This is a genomic window from Neobacillus sp. OS1-32, from assembly GCF_030915425.1.
Classification (GTDB): Bacteria; Bacillota; Bacilli; order Bacillales; family Cytobacillaceae; genus Neobacillus; species Neobacillus paridis.
In genome coordinates this window covers 2321107-2338717 of the sequence record NZ_CP133263.1, presented here as the reverse complement: position 1 = coordinate 2338717, position 17611 = coordinate 2321107, and the positions used below count along the sequence as shown (strand labels likewise).

Genomic DNA, 17611 nt, shown 5'->3' with positions numbered 1-17611 from the left:
ATTAACGTTTAAAATGTAATCCCTTTTGAAACAACGCCCTTTGTAACGACTGAAATTGCGTTGCAAAGGGTTTTGCCTGTTTCGGGGGTCATATATTTATTCAGGTCCTTTTTAAATTCTTGATATTAATCAAGGTAATTGAGAATGAAATTCATTAAATTGAAATAAAAACGATGAGGTGAATTTCATGAAAACGAAACAATGCTTAATTGTTTATGCAAGTATGTCGGGCAATACAGAGGAGATGGCTAGGAATATTGGAGTAGGCATTCAAGATTCGGGAGTCGCTGTGGAAATTAAAGACATTTTAGAGGCAGATACATTTGAATTACAAAATTATAATGGAATTCTTTTAGGAGCTTATACTTGGGATAATGGAAGCCTTCCCGATGAGTTTCTTGATTTCTATGAAGAAATGGATTCCTTGGATCTGACCGGAAAAATCGCTGCTGCCTTTGGCTCCTGTGACTCATTTTATCAGGATCGTGGCAAAGCGGTTGATACTTTAATGGAAAAATTAACAGAACGCGGTGCCGATGTCGTCCTTGATGGATTAAAAATAGACCTTGCGCCCACGCCTGCTGAGAAAGAACAATGTATTCAATACGGTAAAGAGTTTGTGGAAAAATTAATAAAATCTAACGACTAAATGCCCAATTAGGGCAATTTTTTTATCTATTATGTTCTTTAATAAGAACAATTATGTATTTTATATGTTAAAATTAAAATAATGTATCAGTCTAGTAAGAAAATGAAAGACTGATTTTTAGAAGGGGGGAGCAGATGAGATTTTGCCTGTTTTTACTTTTGGCCGGAACGCTGGATGCTGTTTTAACCCATTTTGGGGTCACCTTAGGGATTGTGGAGGAAGCGAATCCGTTAATGAAATTGGTGATTGAGAAAAACTGGTCTTATTTTTATCTGATTAAAATTTCCCTTCCGCTTTTGTTGGTTGGACTTTTTCTTTTTCATCCAGTAAAAAAGAAAATGAAGCTCTTATTAGTCGCCTCCTGTTTCATATATTTTTCCGTTCTTGTTTATCATTTGGTCTGGATGGTTCTCTATCTTAACGCATGAAAGCTGGACACCACCACTCGATTACGTTACTATCAAGTTTAAGAAAATGTGTGAGCAAAAGGAGCAAAACATGAACATTCATTTAAAACCATTTTTACACGAAGTGTGGGAAAAGTCTGAATTTCAAACAATGACAGCAATACAAGAAGCAGCGATTCCTGTAATTCTTGAGGGCCGGGATGTTATTGCCGAGTCACCAACAGGGACAGGAAAAACGATGGCCTATTTGCTGCCATTGCTGGATAAAATTGATGCCACCTTACCCTCATTGCAAGCGGTGGTAATAGCTTCTTCACAGGAGCTGGTCATGCAGATTTTTCATGAATTTCAAAAATGGTCAGAGGGAAGCGGCATCAGAGGGACATCCATTATTGGCGGAGCTAACCCGAAACGGCAGCTGGAAAAATTAAAAAAGCGGCCTCAGGTTATTTTTGCCACGCCCGGACGATTACTGGAACTGATTAAACAGAAAAAAGTGAAAATGCATGAAGTCAAATTGATCGTGCTCGATGAAGGAGACCAACTGTTAAAGCAAGAACACCTTCAAAGTGTCCAAAACATCGTGAAAGCGGCTCTGGCAGATCGCCAAGTGGTGCTATTTTCGGCAACATTGAATCAAGCAGCGGAGCAATTGGCAAAGGATTTGATGGAAGCTCCGAAAATTATTAGAATTACGAATGCTGATTCTGGAGTACAATCCGAAAATGTTGAGCATCTTTATTTGGTTAGTGAGCGCAGGGATAAAATTAAACTCCTTGAAAAAATGGCCCGTTTCGAAAATGCCAAATCGCTGGCGTTTATTAATGATATTGGCGAACTTGAAGTGTTCAAGCAGAAACTACATTTTAAGGAGCTTTCCGTCGGGATTCTACATAGTGAAATGAAAAAACTGGAGCGGCAGGCTGTATTGAAAGCTTTTCGAGCTGGGGATTTGAAAATGCTGGTGGCGACAGATGTGGCAGCAAGGGGCCTTGATATTCAAGGAATTACTCATGTGGTGCAAATCGATCTACCGCGGGACATCACCCAATATATTCACCGGGCCGGAAGAACGGGAAGAATGGGGGCCAATGGAACAGTCATTTCCCTAGTAACGGAGCGAGAAGAGCGTGAGTTAAAACGCTACTGCCGCGAATTAAACATCCCGCTTCATAAACGAATTATTTATAAAGGGGAACTTGCTCCGGAGACTGTTTGGCGCTAGCAGCCCTTGCCAAAATAAAAGGACATGACACTTTGTAATAAAAAAGAGGTCATGTCCTTTTTGTTACAGGTCCATGCTATTTCCCATATCAGCTTAATATTTTGTGAAATGTAAAACTTTTAGGAAATATTAGTTTTCTGATATGATATACTCAAATTACCTAACAGGAAAGGATGTTTCTACGCTTTTCTTTAACACAAAAGAGAAATAGAGGGATGAGAGAATGCAGGATGTTGAATGGCTGGAAGAAGTAACTATTGCTCAGCTTCAAGAAAAATTACAGAACGGCGAGCTAACATCTAAAGCCTGAATTATTCATACCTGCACATTAGTCAATAAAAAGAAATCTAGAAATTCAATTTGGTGCACAATTGCCATTAATTTATTTGTAAGTTACCTATTCATGAAAATCGCTAAGTGGCATGTCTTAAAGTGTTAGGTTTTTGAGCATACTACTCCCTTGGTCTTGAAAGTTGTTTTTAAATATTGGCTGCATTACATTTGTCTGTTGATTTCCGTTCCGGGCGCTTGCTTTCCGCAGGGAGGAAGTCGAGCCTCCTCGGCGTTCCGCCTGTGGGGTCTCGACTTTTCCTCTACATCCCGCAGGAGTCAAGCGCCCTCCACTTCAATCAACAGTGTGTAAAAATCAAAATCGCACATTAACACAGCCCAAATTAGATAGCAGATAAGTTTTATTCCAGCTTTAGCAGTTGAATTCTCTGTAATACTTTCCAAAAGAATTCTTGGTACACAAAACTGGAAGACAACTTAAAGTAAAGCGATCGTCCTGATTTCACTAATTTACTTGCGACCTTTATCAGTCTTGTTCGAATGGTTTCGATTTGTATGCTTTTTTGTCCCTCCGGAAAACAAAGCGTACGAAGCCAATTTGTTAGGTTATATGCCAACAAGCTCAACATCATCTTGGATTCATTTACTTGAAAAGAATGGCTGTTCATTTTATCCAAACCAAATCCATTCTTAGCTTCCTTGATATAGTTTTCCATTGTGCCTCTTTTTTTGTACGCATTCACGATATCCTTCGGGGAAAATGCGTCTATCAAGTTCGTTACAAAAAATGAATTCGTGAAAAACAATTCGCCCGCAGGGCGAACAGATTGGATGATCACTTTTCTAGGCTTAGACCATGATTTTGCTTGATATTCGGTTTCCTCATAATAAATCTCTGGTTTTGTTGTATCGGCTGGAATGGAGGCAGGATGTAGTTCATCAGCGAGACGTTGCAAATTGGCATTTGATTTTAAACGAATCACATAATAAACCGACTCTTCCTCACACAAATCATACAAAGCTGGAACAGCAAAGCCACTATCCCCTCGTAGGAATGGGACAATCGCTGGGAATTTCTCATTATAATGTTCGATAAGAGGCTTGACAAATTCCACGACACCGTTGGAAGTATAGACATTTCCCGGTCTTAGTTGGGCCTTTAAAAAATCACCAGTTATTCCATCAAAAGCAACCAATGGATGGAAACCAACTGTTCCGTAATGAGAATTGTAAGATGTGGATTCCTGTTTTCCATACGTATCGGCATGTGTAGAATCCAAGTCGATAATAAGTGCCTTAGACTCTCTAATTTGATTCACTTTGTCTAAAAGTTCTTGATTAGCTTGATTTAATTGCACAATAGATTCCTTATCAAACCGTGCAAAAAAGCGGGATAAGCTAGGTTGGGAAGCTAATGCTTCTGTTCCAATGATTTGCGTAAACACGGGATCCTTCGTTAATTGATCAGCTGCATCATCTTCGGAATATCCAGCAACGATTTGATAAATCTTTTGACGAAGCAAGTTTTCATTCGAATGAAAAAAGTAGAGTCTTTCGTCTTTTAGTTGTAGGTATTTAGTTAATGTCTCTGAAAACCCTATTTTCTCATCGAATTCTCTAAAAATGAATTCACCGGTATCAGAAGAAAGGGAACCTCCATCATTTGACAATTTAATTTGACGATTGAAATTTAGGGTTAATTGCGGTAAAGTAGCCATTATAAGAATCCTTTCTGTGGTTATTTCGTAGTTGTTTTAACCTTATCAGAAATGGATTCTTTTTTCATTTATTAAGTGCATTAAAAATCGACTGAAAAGCTGATTAAATAGGAGAAAGCAGCCTATTTCAAAAAAACTGTGAATAATTCAGGTAAAGAATTGACTTTCATGTATTTAAGAAGAATTGCCGTTTACGATAAAAAAATCAATTCCATTCTCGAGGTAAATCCAGACGCTTTACAGATTGCCGAAGCGCTCGATGCCGAACGACAGGAAAAAGGATCGCGCAGCCTGCTCCATGGAATCCCGATTTTAATAAAAGACAATATTGATACCCATGATAAAATGCATACAAGTGCCGGGTCGCTTGCCTTAAAAGATTCATATGCGCCAAGTGATTCGTATGTTGCTGCGCAATTGCGTAAAGCGGGAGCGGTGATCCTTGGAAAAACAAATATGACCGAATGGGCTAATTTTATGACAATTGGGATGAAGAATGGTTATAGTTCCCGCGGGGGACAGGTATTAAATCCTTATGGTCCCGGGAGATTTGATGTTGGCGGCTCCAGTTCAGGGTCCGGAGCAGCAATTGCGGCCAATTTTGCTGCGGCAGCGGTTGGAACCGAAACCTCGGGGTCGATTCTAAATCCTGCATGTAATAATTCACTTGTTGGCATCAAGCCGACAGTTGGTCTGATTAGCCGGAGAGGAATTATTCCGATCGCCCATTCTCAGGATACGGCTGGTCCAATGGCACGCACCGTTGCCGATGCGGCAACATTGTTAACCGCTTTAAACGGAATAGACGAGCAGGATCCGATTACAAAAACAAATCCCTTAACTAGTCTCGATTTTATGAAACATTTACAAAAAGACGGTTTAAATGGGAAAAGAATTGGAATTGCTTTTGCTGGTTTTATCGAATTTTTACCGAAAGAAAAACAAGCAGTCGTTAGGGATGCAATCGAAGTGTTAAAAACAACCGGTGCGGAAGTCATCGACAACATTGAGATCCCCAGTGCTAAAAAGCAATGGTCTTACGATGTACTCACCTATGAATTTAAACCTGATCTCAATGCCTATTTAAGCCGGCTCCATCCTTCTGTAAAGGTAAGAACCTTGGCCGATCTGATTGAATTTAATAAACAACATGAAGCGAAAATGCTGAAATATGGGCAGGCCGTGTTGCTGGAAGCCGAAGAGACAAGCGGGTCATTAACGGAGGCGGCCTATATGGAAGCATTGGTCGATGATCAGTACTACGCTAAGCAACAGGGAATTGATTATGCGCTAGAAAAATACAACTTAGAAATCATTGTCTTTCCTGGCGATGAAGGTTCACATATAAGTGCCAAGGCGGGCTATCCGTCCATTGCAGTCCCTGCCGGTTATACAATGGAAGGGGAGCCGGTTGGAATTACCTTTGCGGGACCGGCTTACAGTGAGCCGCAATTAATTGAGGCGGCCTATGCTTTTGAACAGGCAGCGGGATTCCGCAAGCCGCCGATTTTGGAACAAGAATAACTCCAGTTGTTTTCACTCATACTATCAATGACTTTCTTGAAAAGGAGATGATAGGATGGGTAAAACAAAACTGGGCAATGCCAATGCCCAGCGTAATAATAATCGTAAAAAAGCGATGAAATCAAGCTCCGAACTCGTTGAATTTGAAACAGGTGAAGAGTTGAAACGAAATCGTCCACGGGATAAATAAAGGTGACACGTCTCCCACCACTTAAGGCTGGAGGCGTAATTTTTGTTTAGAAACTATGTACATTGGCCCTTTCCATGAACACTTCTTGCAGGGTTTTCCACAAAAAAGTGTACATTAGAATATCTTATGAACACTTTACAGTAGCTATTCCACAACTTTGTGTTCATTGAACGGCGCCATGGGCACTTTCCTGCCGGTTTTCCCACAATAAAGTGTACATTGGCCACTCTCATGAACACTTTTCTGCGTTTTTTCCCCAAAAAAGTGTACATTGCACCCTCCCATGAGCCCTTCGCTGCAGCTTGTCCACAATAATATGTTCATTGAAGCAACCCATGAGCACTTTTCGTAAGATTTCCTACAATAAAGTGTTCATTGAAGCAACCCATGAGCACATTTTGTAAGGTTTCCTACAATAAAGTGTTCATTGAAGCAACCCATGAGCACATTTCGTAAGGTTTCCTACAATAAAGTGTTCATTGAAGCAACCCATGAGCACATTTCGTAAGGTTTCCCACAATAAAGTGTACATTGAACCCTCCCATGAGCACATTTCGTAAGGTTTCCCACAATAAAGTGTACATTGAACCCTCCCATGAGCAGTTCGCTGCAGCTTGTCCCCAATTTTGTGTCCATCAGCAACTCAATCCTCTGCCAGCAACTCAAGGGAATTCAGCGCTGGGCCTTCGATGACCTCACCATTAAAACTATATCGTGATCCATGGCAAGGGCAGTCCCATGTCTTTTCGCCGTCATTCCACTCACATTCACAGCCCATATGCTGACAGGTTGTGTCCACCACATACAGTTTCCCGTTTGCGTCCTTGTAGGCACCGGCCCGTCTGCCGTTGAACATGACCACAGAGCCTTCCCCAGGCTGCAAGTCAGCGGCGTCTTTATCCGTATATTCCAATTTTCCTTTAATTAGATGCTTAGCGACATCCGCGTTAGTGGTCACAGCCTTTTTTAAATCAGGATCCGCCTGGAATCTTGATGGGGAATAAAGCTCTTTATACGGATTTTCTCGGTTCAGGACATAATCACTTAAAATATGCCCCGCCAGGATGCCAGTCGTCATACCCCATTTTTTATAACCAGTAGCGACCAACACCCTCTCCCGATCCTCAGTAATCGGACCAATATAGGGGAGTTTATCAAGGGTGGTTAAGTCCTGGGCAGACCAGCGGTAGACGATTTCTTTAGCCCCGAATGTTTCAGCAAACTCCGCAACTGCCTCGTAATGCTTCATTGTATTGATCCCCTGGCCGGTTTTGTGGCTTTCACCACCAATGATCCAGAGTGTTTCCCGATTTAACGGGGTTGAGCGGATGGAACGCGCTGGATCATCTGCACTGACATACATGCCTCCCGGATATTTCTGATCGGTTTTTATCGCAAGGGCGTAAGATCTGTCTGCGTACATGCGGGCGAAAAATACCCCAATTTTATCATAAAACGGGAAATGAGAGGCCATAATCACATGTTTGCCAGTTACTTTATACCCGCCTTTGACATAAACTTTAGGCTCAGATTTGTCATCCTCGATATCTGTCGCGGTTGTCTGCTCATACACCGCGCAGCCTGCATGAACGGCTTCAGTTAATAAACTTTTTAAAAATTTCAGTGGATGATATTGCGCTTGATTTTTCATATATAAGGCTGCTTTTACCGGGATGTTGAATGGAATGGTATCCTTTAGCGCTCCATCAATTCCGAGTTTTTTGTATGCTTCCCATTCCGTTTTTATTTTTTCCACATATTCCTCTGTGGTGGCGTACACGCAGGCGTCCTGTTTGCTAAAATCACAATCGATTCCTTTTTCGTCTACCTCATTTTTGACAAATTGAATGGCGCTCATATGGGAATCATAGTAAAGCTTGGCTTGATCCTTGCCGAAATGATTAATGATCTCATCATATATAAGGTTGTGCTGCGCTGTTAATTTAGCGGTTGTGTGACCAGTGGTTCCGGCTAACACTCGGTCCGCCTCCAATAAGGCAACCTTTACTCCCGCTTTTGACAATAAATACGCTGTGGTGATTCCGGTAATTCCAGCACCGACGACGGTTACATCTACCGATAAATCTGCACTAAGTGGTTCGAAAGCAGGGAACTCTAAATCACGCCAGTACGGTTTAGGGAATTGGGGAAGTTTTTCAGATGTACTCATATTGACCCTCCAGTTTCATTGTTAACTCATGCTTAATTTTTCCGAAAGTGAAAAAAACATGTAATGGCGAGGGTGGATTAAAAAAGAACCTTGATCGAACAAGGTTCTTCCTCAGTTCAAGATTGATTGGAGTCATTGGGGGTAATTTTATCAATCCGGGTGGCATCCTCTGAATCTAGCGCCTGACGCAGGAAATAAACGATCGTTCCCCCAGAAATTAAGAGAATGATCACTAAACCTAGTAAGGTAACCCACAATAGAGCCATATTTGATTCCTCCTTTTGAAAAATGATGAAATAGTACTTATCTAAAGATATATGCTTTTGCGAGAGCATTTTGCTGGTTGAAAAAAATGTTTTGAAGGCGCTTTCTCAGTAGCCGCCGTGGCAAAAATTAGCTGTAGCTCTCTGAATATTTTGAACCAGAAATCACAAATATATATTCGGAGGAGGCGAATTAAATGAAAAAATCTTTCTGGTTCAGCTTATTGTTTATCCTCTCATTTCTCTGTATTCCCAGTGTTTCAATGGCTCAGCAAATTTATACTGTGCAGCCGGGGGACTCGCTTTGGAAAATTGCGGTCAGGTATCAGGTGGGACTTTCTGAGTTAATCAGTGCCAACCCGCAATTTAAAAATCCAAGCTTGATTTATCCCGGACAAAAAGTGACCATTCCTGATTTAAACGGTGTAAAATCGATTGAATCTCAGGTGATTCAGCTAACTAATCAGGAACGGGCCAAGAATGGATTGAAACCTTTTACAGCGAATTGGGAACTATCACGGGTAGCCCGCTATAAGGCGATGGATATGCGCGATAAAAACTACTTCAGTCATACAAGCCCGACATACGGCAGCCCATTTGACATGATTAAGAATTTCGGTATCGCTTACCGTTCAGCTGCGGAGAATATTGCAGCAGGTCAAACGACTCCGGCGGCAGTTGTGAAAGCGTGGATGAACAGTCCTGGGCACCGCGCGAATATGTTAAGCACCTCTACCAATCAAATCGGTGTCGGCTATGCCAAAGGCGGTTCATATGGATATTACTGGGTGCAAATGTTTATCGCCAAATAGATCGCCCGTAGATTTGAAGCGTGAAAAATGTCCAAATTTAGTAAATAAATACTTCATACTAAGGCGTGTACCAATTTATTCCAGCGCTTGTAAAAAAGGAACGTGATGAGGTAAAATTGTGCAGGGATCATGTAAAAAAGTGCCCCGAATTTGTAAAATAAATGATGCAAATTTGATATGCTTGGGAATTAGTTTCTTTTAAAAAATACATGTTAAGGGTCAGTTTCTCACAGAGACTGACCCTTTCTACGTCTTAGGACCGAGAACAAAATCAAGCTCTGGCGCAATTATGAAAAATGAACAATCGAGGTAAGATGGTATCAAGAACAAGAAAGGAAGTGGAAATTAAAATGAAAAAATTTGGATTACTAGTAGCGGGTGGAATCGCCGCAATCATTTTACTTTCAACAATCGGTCCGATGGTCGGGTTAGCGGTCAGTTTAGTGCTCCTCTACTTCATTGTAAAACAATTTATTAAAGCGGAATCAACCGGTGCTAAAATCGGGCTTGCCATCGTTGGCGTGATTGTCTTGGCAGCTTCACTTCACAATATACCTGCCGTAATTGGTTTAGCAGCAGCATATGTACTGTTCCTCGTCTATAAAAAGTGGAACGAACAAAAGCATACCAAGTTCAAAGAAGATTCCGACCCATTCACCAATTTTGAAAAGCAATGGGATGAATTGAAGCATTATTAAGATCTCGCTGGACAAATGATGTTTAAGGGAAAAACCAATCTATTAAAGGGCTTCGCTTCCAAATTACGAAAAATTTAAAGCCCTGATCCATTCAATCAAAATCATTTTTTAAAAGGAGAGAATAAACATGGCAAACTTATTTACAAGAATTAAAAACGTTGTGATGGCGGATTTAAATGAGGCTTTGGAGCAAAAGGAAAATAAAAATCCCATTGCCCTGCTGAACCAGTATCTGCGCCAATCCGAGCAGGAAACTGAAAAGGTAAGAAAATTAGTGGAGCGCCAGTACCGCTTAAAAGCGGAGTTTACGAAGGAATATCACGAGGCCGTGAAGCTGGCCGAAAAAAGACAGCAACAGGCGGAAATTGCCGCAAAGGCGGGCGAAAGCGAATTATCACAATTTGCTTTAAAAGAGCATCAGCAATATGCAGAACGCGTCGAGCACCTTCAAGCTTCACTGGCACAGATTAATGAACAGCTTGTCAATTTGGAAAATAGATACGAAGAAATGAAGCACAAATTAAAGGATATGCAGCTGCGCCGGATGGAACTTATGGGCCGTGAAAACGTCACACGCGCGAACCAGCGGATCAATCAAGTATTAGAATCGGATACGTATTCCAATAAATCCTACTCCCGTTTTAAAGAGATTGAAAACTATTTGGAGCGCCTAGAACATCAAGTAAACAGTTCCTACTATCGCAGCACGATCGATGCCAGAGTTGCCGAATTAGAAAAAAATCTAAAATTCAGATGAAACCAAGTCCATTTAAAGGCAAATCATGATATTCTAATAGAAAAGCAGAAGCATCCCGAGGCTATTCCGACAAGAACAAGCCAATCTGGTAAAAAAGATAGTTGGCTTGTGACTTTAAGGGTGAGGTGCAGGCTGGACAAAGGAAGGCGTAGAGTTTCTGCGCCTTTTGCCCATAGAAAAAATATCATTCAGATTCGATAAAAAGGGAGGGTGAGCCGTGTTTAAAAACTACAAAAATGACTATATTGAGTGGCTGATTATATTCGGTGTGGTTCTACTCCTTTTGGAAATATTATTTTTCAACAAAGGGCTTATTTTCTCTCTTTTTGTCGCCGGTGGAATGATTTATTTGGGCCGCAAAAAGCAGGGAAGGCCGCGCAGAAAATGGCTGTTTTATGGCGGGATTGTTTTTTTAGCGATCAGCGTGTTTAATATGATGACGTTTAAGTTTTTATTATTAGCTATTTTACTGCACCTTTTCATTCAATTTTTAAATGCAAAAAAGAGGCCAAATAAAATAACCGTGGAACTCAGCAAGCCCGAGCAGACGGTGCAAGCGGAAACGCTGATTCAAACAAAGCCCTTATTTGAAAATATTTTTCTTGGGCAACAGAAAACGCCGCTGGGTATCTATGAATGGAATGACGTCAACATTCAAGCCGGGATTGGTGATACAGTCATCGACCTTAGTTACACGATGCTCCCAAAAGGGGAAACCGTTATTTTTATCCGCAACCTGATTGGCAATATCCAAATTCTTGTCCCGTATGATCTTGAGGTGACGGTCAATCATTCAGCAGTAATCGGGAGAACAAAAGTATTTGAAAATCAAAACAGTAAGCTGTTCAATAGCGTTTTTCAAGTAAAAACGCCGGGCTATGATGCAGCTGAGCAAAAGGTAAAAATCTTCACCTCACTCATCGTTGGGAATGTTGAGGTGAGTCGAATATGAGTACAACAGGGCGGCAAATGGTCTGGGGCGTCGTTTTTGCGATTTTAATGGCGGTGATTATCAGCACGGTCTTTCTATTTATTTTTCCATTAAACAGCTGGTCGGAATTGTGGACAAGACATTTCATGGATATTCCCATCGTCATCTTTATTCCTGCTTTCAGCATCGCCATGGGAATACTTCTTGGAACCGCCACTGGCCTTTATTGGAAAAAACAGTTTAGCGTGATTGAGCATTCTCTTCATCAATTGGAGGAGGGAAGGCATCATGATATAGAACGGGAAAGCTTCAGCTCCGTTACAGAAATGCAAATCATCGCGGAGCGGATCGAGAAAATCGGCAAGCAAATTACCGAGCAAGCGAGGCACGCGCAGCGGCTGGCAACGGAAAAAGTGGAAGATCAGGAAGCTAGAATTCAGGAAATCATTGAACAGGAGCGCAATCGTCTTGCCCGGGAATTGCATGACTCCGTCAGCCAGCAATTATTTGCGGCTTCGATGATGATGTCAGCGATTAATGAAACAAAGCAGGAAGCTGAAGAAACCTATGAAACAAAGCAATTGAGGATGGTCGAAGCGATGATCCATCAATCACAGCTGGAAATGCGGGCGCTGCTGCTGCACTTGCGGCCTGTCGCTTTGAAAAATAAATCGCTCCAGGAAGGAATTGAGGAGCTGTTAGTCGAACTATCACAAAAGGTCGAAATGGAGATAAAATGGAAAGTGGAGAATTTCCCACTTGATAAAGGTGTGGAAGATCACCTATTCCGGATTCTTCAGGAATCTGTCTCCAATACTTTACGGCATGCGAGAGCATCAAAACTCGACGTCCTGTTAATAAAAAGAGATGATTTGGTGATTTTGCGGGTTGTTGATGATGGGATTGGTTTTGAAATGGAAGAAGGCAAAGCAGGCTCCTATGGAATGCAAAATATGAATGAGCGGGCCTTGGAAATTGGCGGGACGTTAAAAGTGATTAGTATGAAAAATAAAGGGACGCGGCTGGAAGTAAAGGTCCCGGTAATTGTTAATGGAGAGGGTGCCAATGATTAGAGTTGTATTTGTCGATGATCATGAAATGGTAAGGATCGGGGTCTCATCCTATCTGTCGGCACAGCCAGATATTGAAGTGGTCGGCGAGGCCGAGGACGGGAAAAAAGGTGTGGAACTGGCGTTAAAGCTTCGTCCCGATATCATTTTAATGGATTTGGTGATGAAGGAAATGGATGGGATTGAAGCGACGCGGCAAATCATTGAACAGTGGCCGGAAGCGAAAATCATCATTGTAACCAGCTTTTTGGATGATGAAAAAGTATACCCGGCACTTGAAGCAGGAGCAACGAGCTATATGCTGAAAACCTCCAAAGCAAGTGAAATCGCCAAAGCGATCCGTGAAACCTATCAAGGGCATTCTGTCTTGGAACCTGAAGTTACCGGCAAAATGATGATGAAAATGCGCAAGAAGACAGAGCATTTGCCGCATGAAGACCTTACCAGCCGTGAGATGGAAATTTTACTGCTGATGGCTGAAGGAAAAACCAATCAGGAAATTGCCGACGAACTATTCATCGCACTCAAAACCGTCAAAACCCACGTCAGCAACATCCTAAGCAAACTAAATGTCCAGGATCGTACCCAAGCGGTCATCTACGCTTTTAAACATTCGCTAACAAAATAATTTCTTTTAAAGGTGTCAGGCACCATGTGTAAAATTCACAAGGTGCCTGACACCTTTTTTTTACTCAAAAATTCCCCTACTATTCCCCCAACTTGTCTCATATTTTATAGAGTGAGACTACAGCAAAGGGAGAGTCCGAAATTGTCCATTTATTATCGAGGTATTTTATTTTTAGTGGTAACTGCGTTTTTAGGTGAGGGAATCGAAATCTTGGTCAATATGATTTTGGCGCGGCAGCTGGGATTCCATGGGTTAGGTTTATATATGTCAATCCTCCCGACAATACTTTTGATTATCCTCATTTCTAGTTTTGAGCTGCCAGTATCGATTTCCAAGTTTATCGCTGAACGTGAGGAGCGCTATCACCGCAATATTATGTATCATGCGATCACCATTACGATTATTTTTACCAGTCTATTGTTTGTGGTTGGGACGGTGCTGCTGCCATTTATCCCCATCTTTAACTCGTATCATCCCTATGTCCGCTGGCTTGTCATTATCTTGATTCCGGTTATCTCATTCACTTCGGTTGCCAGAGGTTATTTTATGGGCCGGCAGCAGATGGGGAAAATTGCAATCTCTAATTTCTTGCGAAAAATTTTCCAGCTTGCTGGCTTATTCGTACTGTTCCGTTTCTTTGAATTTAATCCGGAATCCTCGTTATTAATTGCCATCGCAACCCTCATCGGTAGCGAAATTGTCGTTTTTCTTTATTTAGTGTTTATGTTTATCATTCAGTTCAAGGAGTTAAGAAGGCAGCCGTTTTCCAATCTAAACCGGAAAATCGTCCGCAAAAATTTAATGGCAGTATCGATACCTACCACGGGGATGCGCTTATTTACGGCCTTCACTAATGCCGTTCAGCCTTTCATCATAAAGGCAGCCTTGGTTCACTCAGGAATCACTGCTGTTCAGGCAACGGAGCAGTTCGGAATGCTGATGGGGGTGGCGATTTCGATCGGCTTTTTCCCGGGATTTATTGCCCATTCATTGATGATTGTCCTGATCCCTGCCGTTTCCAAGACACATTCAGAACGCGATTTTTCCAGCCTGCAAAGAATGCTCCAGCAGGTCATCATCCTTACGCTTGGATATGGAATTGTGGCGGTGGCGATTTTTTTCTTTTTCGCCCCTGAGTTGGCGTCGTTATTCTTCAAATCGGGGACCTCGGCAACTTACTTGCAATTACTCTGGCCGTTTTTCCTGTTTCACTACTTTGTGATACCGCTGCAGGCATTTATGATCGGTCTGGATTTGATTAAGGAAGCGTTCATTCATATCATTTGGTCAACGGTGATTTCCTTTTCCCTGATTCTAGTTCTTGGTTCGATGTCGGAATGGCGGATGGATGGAGTAATTATTGGGATGAACACAGGCTCAGTTTTACTGGCCTTGATGCATTATTTTACGGTCTGCAAAAAAATCGGGGTATCTGTTTTTACAGGTAGAGTCGTTCATCAATAAAACGCCTTTAGTAAAGGTCTTCGAAGGGCAGGTGTCAAAACAAAAAAAGTGGGTTTTCAATAAGAAAACCCACTGTGAAAGAATCTTTAATCATTGCTTGAGAGAATGCCAAAGATGCGCAGAATGCTAATAAACAGGTTAATGAAATCCAAGTATAGGCTTAACGCCAGTAATGGCACGTCTTCTGCCCTAACCCCGTAATGCTTCATCCGGCTGATATCAAAGAGAACATATCCGCTAAATACCAGCACTCCGATAAAGGAGAAAGCGAGCATTCCCGTTGAGCTGAGCGGGAAGAAAATGTTAAAAATTGAAATCGCCACTAACGCCAAGAGGGCCGCAAACAGGAATCCGCCTAAGAAGGAAAAGTTCCGCTTTGACTTCGCTGCATAAATGGCTATCCCCGCGAACACAACGGTGGTTGTGGCAAATGCGTTTACGACAACATTAGCACCGGCAGTCGATGCGTAATAAGCGACAATTGGATACAAGGTTACCCCTGAGATAAAGGTAAAGATATATAGGAACGAATAGGAAATCGCCTTTTTTCGTCTGAAAATGACGGCTGCAATAATCATCACTAATTCTAAAATCGATAATGGTAAAAATAAACTAGGCGGAACATACACTCCAGCCATGGTGCCAAGGAAGGCGATGGCAAGCGAGAAGGCAAATGTTCGTATTACTGATGGCATAAATTCGGATGATGTTTGTGTATTATACAATTTTAATTCACCTCATTTATAATGGTTACATATAAGTTATACGAAGAAGTGGTCAAGATGTTACATCTTTTCGCAAAAAATTTTTTTCTTCTTTTAACAAATCGCGAATTTCCGAAAGCAGTTCTTCCGTGCGGTTGATTTGCACCTCTACTTTTGGCACTTCTTCTTTTCTTTTAAAACGGTTAAGTAATTTTACCAAGAGAAACACCGAAAAGGCAATAATAAAGAAATCCACTACATTTTGAATAAATTGACCGTATTTTAATGAACCATAGGCAAGGTCCTTGAAGTCGATAACCCCGGTAAATAAGGCAATAACTGGCATAATAATATCGCCAACAAGTGAGGACACAATCTTTCCAAAGGCACCGCCAATGACCACCCCGACGGCAAGATCGATGACATTTCCTTTCATCGCAAATTGCTTAAACTCATTCCACATGTAATAATTCCTCCAGCTAAAGGTATTGAATAAAATTGTAACCATAACTTTTAGCTTTTGGCAAATGCGGCTGAGTCTAACAATTTTTCTTGATCTTTTTCACACTTTTTACAGTGCGGTTATTTTAAAATGCCCAGTTTCCGTTTCGGAAAATCGGTTCCCTTTTTCCATTCTCGGTAATGCCGTCAATATCCATTTCTGCAGAACCAATCATGAAGTCGACATGTGTGATACTTTCGTTTAAGCCATGCGCCTTCAATTCTTCGGAGGTCATTGATTTGCCGCCCTCAATACAGAAAGCATAGGCACTGCCAATCGCCAAATGGTTCGAGGCATTTTCATCAAACAATGTGTTAAAGAAAAGGATGTTTGATTGGGAAATGGGCGAATTATATGGGACAAGGGCGACTTCACCTAGATAATGGGAGCCTTCGTCCGTTTCCACTAAAGATTTGAGGATTTCCTCGCCTTCCTCGGCTTTAACATCGACGATTTTTCCGTTTTCAAATGTGATCGAAAAACGATCGATGATATTGCCGCCATAGCTGAGCGGCTTCGTGCTGGCGACCGTTCCGTTGACACCTGTTTTAAGCGGCACGGTGAAAACCTCTTCAGTCGGCATATTGGCCATGAATTCGACACCCTCTTCATTGATACTGCCGGCACCACACCAGAGATGGTTTTTCGGTAGCTCAATTATTAAATCAGTACCGGGTGCCTGATAATGCAGCTTGGCATATCGCTTTTCATTTAAATAACGCACCTTCTCGTGGAGGTTTTCATCATGCTTTTTCCAGGCCGCTACCGGGTCTTCAGAATCAATACGAACGGCTTTAAAGATGGCATCCCAGAGCAAGGAAACCTGTTGATCGCTTGAAGCATTCGGAAAAACTTTGGCCGCCCAAGCTGGCGAAGCTGCGGCGACAACGGTCCAGCTGATTTTGTCTGATTGGATTGCCTGGCGAAATTTTGAAAGAGCTTTACCGGCCACTTTATTAAAATTAGCAATTCGCTCAGGGTTCACACCCTTTAATAAATCCGGACTGGAGGAAACAACAGACATGAACGCTGCGCCTTTTTTAACAAGATCCTCTTGTTCTTTTGCCCGCCATTCCGGATATTCTTTGAACGCCTCATCTGGGGCTAAATCATATTTGGTTTTTGAAACGATGTCATCGCTCCAGTTGACAATGACATTTAAGGCACCGGCCTCATATGCTTTTTTGACTGCCAGGCGGACAAATTCCGCGGCGTCTATTGCAGCATTAATGACCAGTGTTTGGCCTTTTTGGAGGTTCACACCAATCTTGATGGCAAGTTCCGCGTATTTGTCCAAATTTTTTTGAAAATTACTCATATGTATTTTCTCCTTTTTCAGAATCTTCCTATTTAATATTGTAGCGGTTTTTGCGGGAAAAAGAAACCGCTAGTATTGCTGGCTAATGATAGAAAAAAGTTGGAATTCATTCAAACCAGTGGGGGGAATTTGGGTCAGCGAGAAAAATGAGTTCTCATTGCTCGAAAGCATGGGGGTTTGCTGCTTTCGGTCAACTAGAACCTCTCTAATGGCCCGAAAGCTCGGAGGTGTGCCAATTTGGGTCAAATAGAACCTGTCTAACTGCCCGAAAGCCGGGGAGATTGCTGCTT

Annotated in this window: 18 protein-coding genes; 12 read left to right on the top strand and 6 right to left on the bottom strand. The window is 41.8% G+C overall.

The features are described from left to right. Positions 1–187 precede the first annotated feature (187 nt). The 3 genes from RCG24_RS11770 (at position 188) to RCG24_RS11760 (ending at position 2281) form a co-directional block, all read left to right on the top strand. On the top strand, positions 188–649 hold the full coding sequence (locus tag RCG24_RS11770) for a flavodoxin (protein WP_308077042.1): 462 nt from the start codon (positions 188–190) through the stop codon (positions 647–649). A 134-nt stretch (positions 650–783) separates the two neighbouring features. Beyond that, a complete protein-coding gene (locus RCG24_RS11765) occupies positions 784–1077 on the top strand; it encodes a DUF5658 family protein (protein WP_308077041.1) in 294 nt (97 codons plus the stop codon). A 70-nt stretch (positions 1078–1147) separates the two neighbouring features. Next, positions 1148–2281, top strand: a complete 1134-nt coding sequence (locus tag RCG24_RS11760; RefSeq protein ID WP_308077040.1) for a DEAD/DEAH box helicase — start codon at positions 1148–1150, stop codon at positions 2279–2281. A gap of 692 nt (positions 2282–2973) precedes the next feature. Here the strand turns inward: RCG24_RS11760 and RCG24_RS11755 are convergent. Further along, positions 2974–4290 carry an IS1380 family transposase gene (locus tag RCG24_RS11755; protein ID WP_308077039.1) on the bottom strand — a complete coding sequence of 439 codons (1317 nt, stop codon included), beginning with the start codon at positions 4288–4290 and terminating at the stop codon, positions 2974–2976. A gap of 138 nt (positions 4291–4428) precedes the next feature. Between RCG24_RS11755 and RCG24_RS11750 the strand changes: the two genes are divergently transcribed. Beyond that, positions 4429–5814 carry an amidase family protein gene (locus RCG24_RS11750; RefSeq protein ID WP_308077038.1) on the top strand — a complete coding sequence of 462 codons (1386 nt, stop codon included), beginning with the start codon at positions 4429–4431 and terminating at the stop codon, positions 5812–5814. Positions 5815–5869: 55 nt separating this feature from the next. Next, positions 5870–6004 (top strand): hypothetical protein, encoded by a 135-nt coding sequence (locus RCG24_RS11745; RefSeq protein ID WP_306792954.1) that lies wholly within the window; start codon positions 5870–5872, stop codon positions 6002–6004. A gap of 643 nt (positions 6005–6647) precedes the next feature. On the opposite strand, the gene RCG24_RS11740 is transcribed toward RCG24_RS11745, so the two are convergent. Both RCG24_RS11740 and RCG24_RS11735 read right to left on the bottom strand, forming a co-directional pair. Then, the gene (locus RCG24_RS11740) at positions 6648–8174 is read right to left on the bottom strand and encodes an FAD-dependent oxidoreductase (RefSeq protein ID WP_308077037.1); all 1527 of its coding nucleotides are present in this window, start codon (positions 8172–8174) and stop codon (positions 6648–6650) included. Positions 8175–8290: 116 nt separating this feature from the next. After that, complete coding sequence (locus RCG24_RS11735; RefSeq protein WP_202654933.1) at positions 8291–8440, bottom strand: hypothetical protein; 150 nt, start codon at positions 8438–8440, stop codon at positions 8291–8293. A gap of 194 nt (positions 8441–8634) precedes the next feature. Here RCG24_RS11735 and safA point away from each other — a divergent pair, with 194 nt between their 5' ends. From safA to RCG24_RS11700, 7 genes are all read left to right on the top strand, one after another. After that, positions 8635–9249: a SafA/ExsA family spore coat assembly protein gene (gene safA / locus RCG24_RS11730; protein WP_202654934.1), complete on the top strand. Its 615-nt coding sequence runs from the start codon at positions 8635–8637 to the stop codon at positions 9247–9249. A 350-nt stretch (positions 9250–9599) separates the two neighbouring features. Next, positions 9600–9947, top strand: a complete 348-nt coding sequence (locus RCG24_RS11725; RefSeq protein ID WP_202654935.1) for a lmo0954 family membrane protein — start codon at positions 9600–9602, stop codon at positions 9945–9947. Positions 9948–10074: 127 nt separating this feature from the next. Beyond that, positions 10075–10704 carry a PspA/IM30 family protein gene (locus RCG24_RS11720; RefSeq protein WP_308077036.1) on the top strand — a complete coding sequence of 210 codons (630 nt, stop codon included), beginning with the start codon at positions 10075–10077 and terminating at the stop codon, positions 10702–10704. Positions 10705–10921: 217 nt separating this feature from the next. Then, entirely contained in the window at positions 10922–11656 is a 735-nt protein-coding gene (liaF, locus tag RCG24_RS11715) for a cell wall-active antibiotics response protein LiaF (protein WP_308077035.1), read from the top strand. Continuing rightward, entirely contained in the window at positions 11653–12708 is a 1056-nt protein-coding gene (locus RCG24_RS11710) for a sensor histidine kinase (protein ID WP_308077034.1), read from the top strand. Before liaF ends, RCG24_RS11710 begins: the two co-directional genes overlap by 4 nt. Continuing rightward, positions 12701–13333, top strand: a complete 633-nt coding sequence (locus tag RCG24_RS11705; protein ID WP_308077033.1) for a response regulator transcription factor — start codon at positions 12701–12703, stop codon at positions 13331–13333. Before RCG24_RS11710 ends, RCG24_RS11705 begins: the two co-directional genes overlap by 8 nt. A 141-nt stretch (positions 13334–13474) precedes the next feature. Next, a complete protein-coding gene (locus RCG24_RS11700) occupies positions 13475–14797 on the top strand; it encodes an oligosaccharide flippase family protein (RefSeq protein WP_308077032.1) in 1323 nt (440 codons plus the stop codon). 86 nt (positions 14798–14883) lie between these two features. Here the strand turns inward: RCG24_RS11700 and RCG24_RS11695 are convergent, their stop codons facing one another. The 3 genes from RCG24_RS11695 to RCG24_RS11685 form a co-directional block, all read right to left on the bottom strand. Next, on the bottom strand, positions 14884–15492 hold the full coding sequence (locus RCG24_RS11695) for a Bax inhibitor-1/YccA family protein (protein WP_202655029.1): 609 nt from the start codon (positions 15490–15492) through the stop codon (positions 14884–14886). Positions 15493–15574: 82 nt separating this feature from the next. After that, positions 15575–15964: a large-conductance mechanosensitive channel protein MscL gene (gene mscL / locus RCG24_RS11690; RefSeq protein WP_308077031.1), complete on the bottom strand. Its 390-nt coding sequence runs from the start codon at positions 15962–15964 to the stop codon at positions 15575–15577. 124 nt (positions 15965–16088) lie between these two features. Further along, entirely contained in the window at positions 16089–17321 is a 1233-nt protein-coding gene (locus RCG24_RS11685; RefSeq protein WP_308077030.1) for an aminopeptidase, read from the bottom strand. Between the last annotated feature and the right edge of the window lie 290 nt (positions 17322–17611).